The organism is Streptosporangium heterodermiicola (genome assembly GCF_051390675.1).
Taxonomy (GTDB): Bacteria; Actinomycetota; Actinomycetes; order Streptosporangiales; family Streptosporangiaceae; genus Streptosporangium.
The window spans coordinates 1-9,064 of the sequence record NZ_JBPJSR010000055.1 but is presented as its reverse complement, the minus strand read 5'-3'; the positions used below and the strand labels follow the sequence as shown (position 1 = coordinate 9,064).

The window sequence follows — 9,064 nt, the reverse complement described above, 5'->3', positions numbered from 1 at the left end:
GCGAGGCACGCGGAATAGCGCGATGCTCAGGCGATTGCGACATCGTGGTGATCGGTGGCGAGGATCATGCGATCCTTCACGATATACACCTCTACATAGTGGCGGCCTCGCCACGAGGTCGATTCTCGGCGTGTGCGGGTCCGCTTTTTGTCTAGCACGATCTCACCGCGGAGCTGACCGGCGTCGGCCGCCTCACTGCCGCGGTTGCGAACCTTCCAGTAGAGATCGTAGGGCTCCGGTACATCGGTGTTGATGGTGAATTGGAGGCTCTGCAAGGGGCTGACCCTGCGGAGGCGTCGCAGCGAGCCGTGACGGAAACCGCCCTTCGGTAGGACCTCCGCGTTAATGCGGACGCTGCGGCCACCCTTCCACACGAAGCCGAAGTCCTCGATGTACTGCTCGTGCGGAGCACGGCTCTCGCGGATCGGTTGGATTGTTGCGGCCTTCGCCAGGGCTGCCTCGGTGGTCGTGGGCGGCTGGAATGCGGTGCCAAACACACGTTGCCATGCGGCGAGGCTCTGGGTCTTGTCCTCGTGCTCGTAGGCCTCGGTCACCCAGCCGCTGTACAGCTTGATCTTGTTGCGGAAGTTGGCGTACTGGTCCTGGTCCCATCGGTGGTTGAAGGTAGTCCCCGGGCAGCTGGGGTCGGGCAGGGTAGGCATCGTCGGATAGAGGTCGAGCCACGCCGCAAGGTCGTCGAGTAGCGACTTCAGGGCCGTGGGGGTATCGCTGTAGCGCGCCTGCTCGTGCCAAGTCTGGACGCGTTCGCCCAGCAGTGTAGTAAGGATCACTGAGGGCACCGTGAAGGTCTGCTTGTAGTCACGCAGGTACTTCAGGAGGCGAATCACCCGGCGCAGGTTTCCGTTAGCGAGGTCGTCCTTCTCCTTCATCCAGTCGGTGAAGCCCTGAGGGTTGGTCTCCTCGAACTCGTTGGCGGCGTAGTTGACGATGACTTCCCGGCCGTCGGCGAGGACGAGGTAGGGCACGACGTCGACATGGCAGTCACCGGCGTAGACGATGCGGCAACACCGGTTCTTCTTCGTCACCATCGTCTTGTAGGTGCTGGACCGTTTGAACGCTGCGCGGACCTCGCGCAGGTAGTCCCGGGGGCTCCAGCCGTCGACTTCCTGGAGGTGGAGCAGGAAGTCAGCGTCGAACTCGTGCCCGTTGAAGGGCTTGATGATCGTGCGATGGGCCCATGATCCTTGGGGCACGTGATCATGGTAGAGCTCGCCGAGCTGCTGGTCGGCGCGCAGCGCCGAGACGATGGCTGCGACGCGGTCGTCGAGTTGGTTCAGGCGGGTCTGGTTGAGGTTGACGGCGTTCTTGAGGAAGGCGCTGAAGTAGGCGAGCAGTTTCATTGAATCTCCAGCGCAGCGGTGTAATTGCCGTCGGTGCGGTCGTAAATGATGAGGGCCGGGTGGACATGGGCGTCGTGGAGGCGGCCGAGCGCCACGGAAGCCGACACGGGGGCTGCTGCTAGCACATGGAGACGCCTGATGTGCTTGTGCCGGGCTTCGAGCGTGGACATCAGCGACCTCAGCGTGGAGGTGTACGCGTTGAGGGAGTCCATGGAGTTGATGACGTCGACGGACGGCGTGGTGCCGTGCGGGCTGACGTGCCAGCGGGGCAGGTCGCACAGCTCAACGGGCAGCTCGGTCTCCTGGATGCTGCCTGAGACGTTCAGCACCAGGACCCCCTCGGCCGACTGCTCGCAGGCGCCCGACGTGGACTCAACATAGAAGTCAACAGGCGAAGTTGGGGTCTCTGGCCATGACCAGGCCTCGGTGCTGCGGTGACGCTGGTAGATGGTTACGGCGAAGGTGTCATCGAGACGGGAGCCGAAGTACACCAGCAGCGGGAGGCGGGCGAATCCGAAAACGCTGACGTGACGCACCAAGTCCTGTCGCAGGGCCTCCGCCAGCCGGTACTCGAAGATTTGGTCGATCTGTCGGCAGCACTGCTGCCAGTATGTGGCATCTCCGTGCTCCTCGCCGAACACCTGGCGCAGGTCCACTTCGAAGCCGTCACCGTGCAGGCTCAACGGAAACTCAGGGAATCGACCCTCGGAGCGGATCACCGCCTCGGCTGTGGTGGCTTTGGTGAGCTCGACTTCTCGGCCCCGAACCTTGCCAATGAGGCGGATGACGACAGTGCTGTCCGCAGGATTGAGACCTGTCATCCTGCGGATCCACTCCTCACGCTCGCGCTTGATCTGGCGTAGGCGTTCCACCGTCATGAGGTCCAGCGAGCCAGCACGGTCGATCTCGTTGTGCTCGCCGCGGCACAGGAGCATGAGGTTTTCGGCCAGATCACGCTGGTCGGTCGGCAGCAGGTCCTGGCCGCGGGGAGACCCCGGTGTGGTGTCCCTGCCCACGATGTGCGCCAGTTCGCCGAGGGTGTAGTTCTTGTAGGTCAGTTTTCCTTCGAGGAGGTACGCGCCGCAGAATTCGCACCTGCCTCCCGCACGCACCCATACCTTGAGCCGCTCCAAGTCGGAAATTGCCATCGGACTGCTCCCTTGCAGTGCCCGGGTGTGCGCAAGACAACTACCAGAAAATCACAGCCCACTGACAGTGAGGGTGTCCATGGCCTGAGCCGACCCGTCTCCCTCGGCCTCCGACGTGACGGGACGATGTCCCCTTGCGGAATTGAATCCACCCACGCTCCGGGACACCCCAAACGAAGAGCGGTCCTTCTCAGCCGCCAGCGTCTCGGGGATGCCGCGTGGAGCAGGGCATCGCTGCCTCTGGCTCCTCGCTCCGAGGCACGAGGGTGAACAGAAGAACTTGACAGGGAAGGAGCCGGTGACCACGACGGACATCCTGGCCAGCGGCAGCTCGGATCCGCCACTCGTCTCGGTGCCGGTGGCAGGGGCGGCGACGGGCGGTATCCAGCCGGGCTCGGTCATGGTGACCCCGGCCGCCACCAGCTTGTCGATGAGGTCGGCGAGCTCGGCCACCACCACCGGCGACTTCTCCGGGCCGATGCCCTCGATCGCCTCGGCGTCGGCCGCGCGGACGGCGTCCATGCCGCCGAAGTGGCGAGCGATGCGGCGGCTCATGGACCGGCCGGTGCCGCGCACGCCCAGCACGCAGAACACCCTGCTGAGCGGCTGGGCCTTGGCCCGCTCGATGGCGGCGATCAGGTTGTCGGTGCTGGTCTCGCCCATCCGCTCCAGGCCCAGCACCTGCTCGCGGGTGAGGTAGAACAGGTCGGCGAAGTCGGCGATCAGCCCGGCGTCCAGCGTCTGCTGGATACGGCTCGTGGCCAGCCCTTCGATGTCGGGCTGGTCCCGCCTTATGCACTACTGAACACTGTTCATACAGTGTCGTACGCATGGTCGAAGAGCGATGGCACGTGTCCTTCACTCAGCGGGGGCTGCCCGTGGGCGGGGTGTTCTCCGAGTGGCTTGAGGACCTGGACCAGTGCCTCGATCAACACGACGTCCTGGAGGGGACGCCGTTCTTGTTGTCTCCGACGTTCGAGTACGACGTCGCGATGAACGAGTTCTTCGTGTCGGGGTCGATCGGAGGGGCATCGTTGAACACGCTAGAGGCTTACGCGCGGGACATGGCGGGGTTCTTCACATTCTTGTGGACGTCGCGGGGCGAGAAGAGTTGGTGACAGGCGGTCGAGACGGACCATCTGGCCTACAAGGCGTGGCGGACCAGGGTGTTGCGCAGGGCGGGTTCGACATGGGCTCGTGAGGTGGCGGCGGTCAACTCCTTCCATGTCTGGGCGTGGAGGCGTGGGCTGGTCGCGGTGAACCCGATACCGCAGCGGCAGCGCCGGGCGAGGCCTGATGCTGAAGCCGCGCACCGCCCGCGACCGGCTGCCCACCGAGATCGTCCTGCGGGAGGGGGTGATTGTGCAGGCCGTGGGCCATCAGCTCGGCCGGGCACTGGCCAACCTGCTGGACAACGCCCAGCGGCACGCCGAGCACTCGGTACGTGTCGAGGTGTGCCGGGAGGGCGACAACGCCCTGCTGGCGGTCTCCGACGACGGCGCCGGGATCGCCGAACCCGACCGCGAGAGGATCTTCGAGCGGTTCACCCGGCTGGACGCGGCCCGCAGCCGCGACCACGGCGGCACCGGCCTCGGCCTGGCGATCACCAACGACGTGGTGCACGCCCACGGCGGAACCATCAGGGTCGGGCGGTCGGCCGCCGGCGGCGCCCGCTTCGAGCTCCGCCTGCCCCTGACCGAAGCCGAGTAGCGCTTTTACAGCACCTGCTTGTATTTCTCCCACGGGGTTGGGCTCCTTACCACTGGTGCGCTGCCTCCGGCCCGTCCTTCAGCTGACCTGCTGGTAACCGCTGTAGCTGTCACCTGAGGCCTCTGCGTGCTGGCGGTCATCTCCGCCCCGGCGACCACCGCTTGAGCAACCGGTGGTTCACGCCCGCAGCGACCGAAGTCATCGTCAAGGGATTGAACGAGCTGCGCGACCTGGTCGGGTGGCACTGTGAAGACTTGATCTATATCGAGGTCTGTCCAGTAAACGGCCCTGTCTCTCTTTCGGCTCTGGCTCACTTTCGGTGGTGACCGAGCGTAGTCACAGATGATGAAAACGCGTTGGAGACAATCAGCCGGCCAGAAGGATGTCGTGACGCGGTCCGGCGAGTAGAGACACGGGCGACCGCGCGGTTCCACGGGCATCTGGTGAGAAAACCGCCCAGCTCTACGACGTCAGCTTGATGCGCACGTTCCGTTACCACCGAAAGTGAGCCAGAGCCGTTCTTTGTACAATCCCTCACCCCGCCCGGACGCGCCGGACCTGTCCGAAGGGGTGTGGTCAGGCGCCCGGGATAATCATCCAGTTGTGGTCCGGTGTGCCGTTGTCCTGGAACTGCTCCACATTGGCGGAGTCGTCGGTGGAGGCATGGTGAACCGCGAGTACCTTGCCGCTGTGGGCGTTTTGGATGCGCAGGGCACCGCCGCCGTCCGGCAACACGCGGATGCGCCACAGGTGGTCGGCGGCGCCGTTGTCGTCGAACTGCACGACCTGGGCCGAGTCGGCGGTGGACATGCCGTCGACGGCGAGCACCTTGCCCGAGTGCTGGTTGCGGATGCGGAAGTAGCCGTTGGCGCCGGGCAGGAACTCCCACTTGTGGTCGGGGGTGCCGACGTCGGAGAACTGCTGGACGCGCGCGGAGTTGTCCTTCGACATGTTCTCCACCGCCAGCACCTTGCCGGAGTTCATGTTGCGGAGCTTCACCGTGCCGTCCGGGATGAGCCGCCAGTCGTGGTCGGCCGAGCCGTTGTCGTCGAACTGCACGACCTGGGCGGAGTTGCCGGTCGACATGCCCGCCACACCGACGACCTTGCCGCTGTTGACGTTCTTGAGACGCAGGTAGCCGTCGCCGGTGTCGATGAGCCGCCACAGGTGGTCCGGGGTGCCCACGTCGTCGAACTGCTGGATACGCGCGGAGTTGTCCTTCGACATGTTCTCCACCGCCAGCACCTTGCCGGAGTGGACGTTGTACACCTTGATGGTGCCGCTGCCCGCGTCGACGATGCGCCACAGGTGGTCGGCGGTCCCGTTGTCGTCGAACTGCACCACGTTGGCGGAGTTGCCGGTGGACATGCCGTCGACCCCGAGGACCTTGCCCGAGTGGCGGTTCTGCAGGCGAAACGCCGCTCCGGCCGGCACCCACGGCTTGGTCCCACCGGTCTGCGGGAAGGAGGTGACGCGCAGCCGGGCGGCTCCCATCGGGATGAGGGTCACCTGCTCGATCGGGGTTGTCGCGGCGACCGGACCGTCCTGCAGCGGTGTGATCACGTTCTGGCTGTCCGCCTGCCACTGCGGGATGCGCTGCGCCTGCGTCGTGATGCGCACGGGCGCGTTGGCGACGGTGAACGGATCGTTGGTGTTCCCGCCCGTCGAGACGCTGTACGACGGGTTGGGCGCCAAGCCGTAGTTCCACGCGGATCCGGCGTGCACGTCGTACTCGGGCCACTGCGCGCTGCCGCCCGTCTGCACCCAGTTCTCGGTGATGCGCAGGGACAGGCCGAGCGGCCCGTAGTAGATCGACGCCGCGTTGCGCTGAGCCGGCCAGACGCGCTTGCGTACCTGCATGGGCAGGCGCAGCGTGACGGTGTCGCCGTTGGACCAGGTGCGGCGCACCGTGGCGAACCGCGGTCCCCCGGCGGCGGTCACGGGCGCCCCGTTGACCCGCACCTCCGGTGCCGAGCACCACGCGGGGATACGGAGCACGAGAGGGAAGGCCACGGGGGTCCCGAGTTGCAGGGTCAGCGTGATGGTGTCGGCGAAGGGATAGCCGGTCGACTCGGTGATCGTCACGTTCGAGCCGCCGGCGACCTTCGCCGACACGACGCACGGCCCGTACAGCGACGCGCACAGGCCACCGTCCGGAGTGGCCAGCCACATCTCCTCGACGTAGTAGGGCCAGCCCATCCCGTAGTTGTGCGGGCAGCACCGGTACTGGTCCACGCCCGGCCGGTAGGACTGCATCGCGAAGCCGTTCTGGAACTGGCCCAGGGTCTTCGGCCTGTTGTCGAGGTCGACGCTGTTGGCGGAGGTGACGTAGTGGATGGCGCGGCCGAGCGGGTCCAGCGCCGCGGGCAGCATGTTGAACGCCAGTTCCTCGGTGCGATCAGACCACACCGGATCCCCGGTGATCCGGGTGAGGATCTCGTGGCTTTGCATGTACTCGACGATGCCGCAGGTCTCGAAGCCCTGCCGGGGGTCGCCGAAACCGGGGCGGGCGTTCTCGTCACCGGCGAACCCACCGCCCGGGAACTGCCCGTAGGTGTTCTGTACCGTGCCGTAGACATCGTAGGTCGCATTGCGATGAGCGGTGTCGCCGGTGAAGACCCAGTAGTGAGCGGGTTCGCGGAAGCCCTGGGCGATGTTGACGTTGTGGAGGTTGGGCAAGCCGTTCATCCAGTTCGCCGAGTTGGCGTGGATCTTGTGTACCAGGTCGATCAGGAACCTCTCCCCGGTGCGGTTGTACAGCCAGTGGACGACGTCGATGGTGTCGGCCCAGCGCCAGGTCCCCCATCCGTCCCGGAACACCCCGTTGGGCTGGCGGTTGACGAAGTCGAAGAACTTGAGCAGGAACGGGTTGACGCGGCCGTCGTCGGTGTAGTCGGCGTGGGAACGGATCGCGTGCAGCATCGGCATGTGCGGCCACAGATCGGCGTGCCCGTTCAGCGACGTCCGCAGCGCCCGCGGCCCGAAGAAGCCGTCGTCGGCCTGGGTGGCGAGCACCCCGTCGATCCAGCGCCTGGCGGTGCTCAGTGCGGTCGGATCCGCGCTGACATAGGCCATGTCGACATACCCGCGCAGCCAGTACGGCACCTCCTCCCAGCCGCCGAGCTCGCTGCGGATCCAGCCGGTGTCGTCGTAGCGCAGGAAGTGCGACACCTGCGCGTACCGCCCGCACATCCCGTCGACCTGGCGCTGGAGCTGGGTGGCCAGCCACCCGCGGGGGCGGGTGGCCCCGGGCGGCAGCCGCAGGAAGGCGGCCGGCTGCAGCGGAGCACGGTTGGGCAGGTAGGGAACCGGCGCCGCCTGGGCCGCCTGGGTGGTGGATACCGTGGTGAGCAGGCCGCCCGCGGCGGTCAGCCCGATCTTCAGCAGGTCACGTCGGTCGATGGTCATGCTCGAAACTCCTTTTTCCATCGTTGTTCGATGGTGCGTGGCGAGGTGAGGGAGCGAGGGTGGCGGCGGGAAGGGGCGCCGTCACCCCCGGTGGATCTGAGCCGATGGGTGGCTTGCGCCTACCCCCAGGGGCTTCCACGGCCCAGCTGGTGTCTTCCGCGCACATGTCGGGGGTGTCGTAGGTGTGCTGACCGCCGCTGGAGGCGACCCAGACCTCATCGGCGTAGTGCCGCACGTTCGTGCCCAGCTCGTTGATCGACGCCAGGCGCACGCTGCCGCCGGCCGCTCCCGGTTGCGCGCAGAAGGTCGCGTCGCGGCGTACACATCGGTGTTGTCGGAAGGGTCGAGCCGGACACGGAACGCGGAGTGGCGTAGGTAGCGGCCGGGGTAGTCGCGCGATTCGAGGGAGTAGCAGGCCGGGTCGGCCAGACCACGCCGCACGATGAACGTCGTGTCGGCCTTCAGCAGGCCCGGGCTCTCGCCGTCGACGACGTCTGTACGGGCCAGGCTGTCGGCGTGGCGCAGGTAGCGGTTGGTGTGGCCGGGCGTGGTGACGCGCAAGGAACGCGCCTGGTCCAGCGGCAGGCCGGCCCCGCTGTGCCACAGCGGGATGGTGGCGGCCCAGGTGGTGTCGGTGCGGTCGCAGTGGACGTCGCATAACCGTGGGGTAGACCCAGTCCGTGCAGTCGGTCCCCCTGGCATCACCGCACGCACGGATCATGCCGCGGTGATGAAGTGCGGGGTCGGTGAGGTTGTACATCAACGTTCTGGTCCCGGCCCAGGTGCCCGGGATGCTGGCCTTGCCCAGCAATTCTTCCCAGGTGGCGCCGCCGTCCCATGAGCGGTTTCGCCAGACCGAGTCGCCGGTGATCCCGTTGTCGATGCTGCCCCACGCCATGCCGTCCGGATCGGACACGTGCAGCACCAGGCGCCTGCCGTTGATCTGCTTCTCCGGCGCCGGGAAGGTCTTCCGCTGAGCCCTTGAGCGGTCCAGCCTGTCCCTGTGCAGCACGCACACCGTGGGACCCAGGGGAGTGGCCTGGGCAGCGGGAGCCGAAAGAACCATGATCGGTGTCACCACGAGGACGAGGGCCAGCATCAAGGCGCGTATCCCCGTGCTCGCGCCGGAGCGGCGCGGGCGGCCGCTCGCGTCTGGCGGGGGCGGGGTGCCAGCTGTGGCGTCAGCCGACGGTCGGACAGGGAACATGGCGTGGCTCCAGGTGGGGGGCCTGGTATGAGCTCCGGCGTGAGTGCCGGAGGCGGTGGAAAGAGGGTTGCTTTCCTGCCGTGGGCGCGGGTCGCGTTCGTCACGAGGCGCCGTGGCAGCGCTCAGCGGGGAAGGCCCAGCGGTGGCCGGACGGCTCGGCGCGGCGGTGGAGGGGGCCCGGCCGGGGCCGTGCGCCGCGCACGGCCCCGATCGTCGCCTCGCGTTTACGG

The 9,064-nt window shown here is 66.9% G+C and carries 7 protein-coding genes and 1 pseudogene; 3 read left to right on the top strand and 5 right to left on the bottom strand.

Annotated elements, in window-relative coordinates:
* Window positions 1–26: 26 nt before the first annotated feature.
* From ACSC1Q_RS42725 to ACSC1Q_RS42715, 3 genes are read right to left on the bottom strand one after another with little or no spacing between them, the layout of a single operon-like run.
* On the bottom strand, window positions 27–1,361 hold the full coding sequence (locus tag ACSC1Q_RS42725) for an SMODS domain-containing nucleotidyltransferase (protein WP_436764467.1): 1,335 nt from the start codon (window positions 1,359–1,361) through the stop codon (window positions 27–29).
* Window positions 1,358–2,509, bottom strand: a complete 1,152-nt coding sequence (locus ACSC1Q_RS42720; protein WP_436764466.1) for an SAVED domain-containing protein — start codon at window positions 2,507–2,509, stop codon at window positions 1,358–1,360. Before ACSC1Q_RS42720 ends, ACSC1Q_RS42725 begins: the two co-directional genes overlap by 4 nt.
* Before the next feature lie 51 nt (window positions 2,510–2,560).
* The gene (locus ACSC1Q_RS42715) at window positions 2,561–3,190 is read right to left on the bottom strand and encodes a hypothetical protein (protein WP_436764465.1); all 630 of its coding nucleotides are present in this window, start codon (window positions 3,188–3,190) and stop codon (window positions 2,561–2,563) included.
* 149 nt (window positions 3,191–3,339) lie between these two features.
* On the opposite strand from ACSC1Q_RS42715, the gene ACSC1Q_RS42710 reads away from it, so the two are divergent.
* Entirely contained in the window at window positions 3,340–3,627 is a 288-nt protein-coding gene (locus ACSC1Q_RS42710; protein ID WP_436764464.1) for a hypothetical protein, read from the top strand.
* Window positions 3,628–3,805: 178 nt separating this feature from the next.
* Complete coding sequence (locus tag ACSC1Q_RS42705; RefSeq protein WP_436764463.1) at window positions 3,806–4,219, top strand: ATP-binding protein; 414 nt, start codon at window positions 3,806–3,808, stop codon at window positions 4,217–4,219.
* A 576-nt stretch (window positions 4,220–4,795) separates the two neighbouring features.
* Here ACSC1Q_RS42705 and ACSC1Q_RS42700 read toward each other — a convergent pair.
* Together ACSC1Q_RS42700 and ACSC1Q_RS42695 are read right to left on the bottom strand one after the other, a co-directional pair.
* On the bottom strand, window positions 4,796–7,627 hold the full coding sequence (locus tag ACSC1Q_RS42700) for an RICIN domain-containing protein (RefSeq protein WP_436764462.1): 2,832 nt from the start codon (window positions 7,625–7,627) through the stop codon (window positions 4,796–4,798).
* Window positions 7,608–8,329, bottom strand: a pseudogene (locus ACSC1Q_RS42695) (AbfB domain-containing protein). The gene ACSC1Q_RS42700 and the pseudogene ACSC1Q_RS42695 overlap by 20 nt, the downstream one beginning before the upstream one ends.
* Before the next feature lie 44 nt (window positions 8,330–8,373).
* Here ACSC1Q_RS42695 and ACSC1Q_RS42690 point away from each other — a divergent pair.
* Window positions 8,374–8,604: a hypothetical protein gene (locus ACSC1Q_RS42690; RefSeq protein WP_436764461.1), complete on the top strand. Its 231-nt coding sequence runs from the start codon at window positions 8,374–8,376 to the stop codon at window positions 8,602–8,604.
* Window positions 8,605–9,064 lie beyond the last annotated feature (460 nt).

Coding starts and splice junctions, on each gene's coding strand:
- ACSC1Q_RS42725 (WP_436764467.1), bottom strand. CDS start 1,361: ATGAAACTGCTCGCCTACTTCAGCGCCTTCCTCAAGAACGCCGTCAAC.
- ACSC1Q_RS42720 (WP_436764466.1), bottom strand. CDS start 2,509: ATGGCAATTTCCGACTTGGAGCGGCTCAAGGTATGGGTGCGTGCGGGA.
- ACSC1Q_RS42710 (WP_436764464.1), top strand. CDS start 3,340: ATGGTCGAAGAGCGATGGCACGTGTCCTTCACTCAGCGGGGGCTGCCC.
- ACSC1Q_RS42705 (WP_436764463.1), top strand. CDS start 3,806: ATGCTGAAGCCGCGCACCGCCCGCGACCGGCTGCCCACCGAGATCGTC.
- ACSC1Q_RS42700 (WP_436764462.1), bottom strand. CDS start 7,627: ATGACCATCGACCGACGTGACCTGCTGAAGATCGGGCTGACCGCCGCG.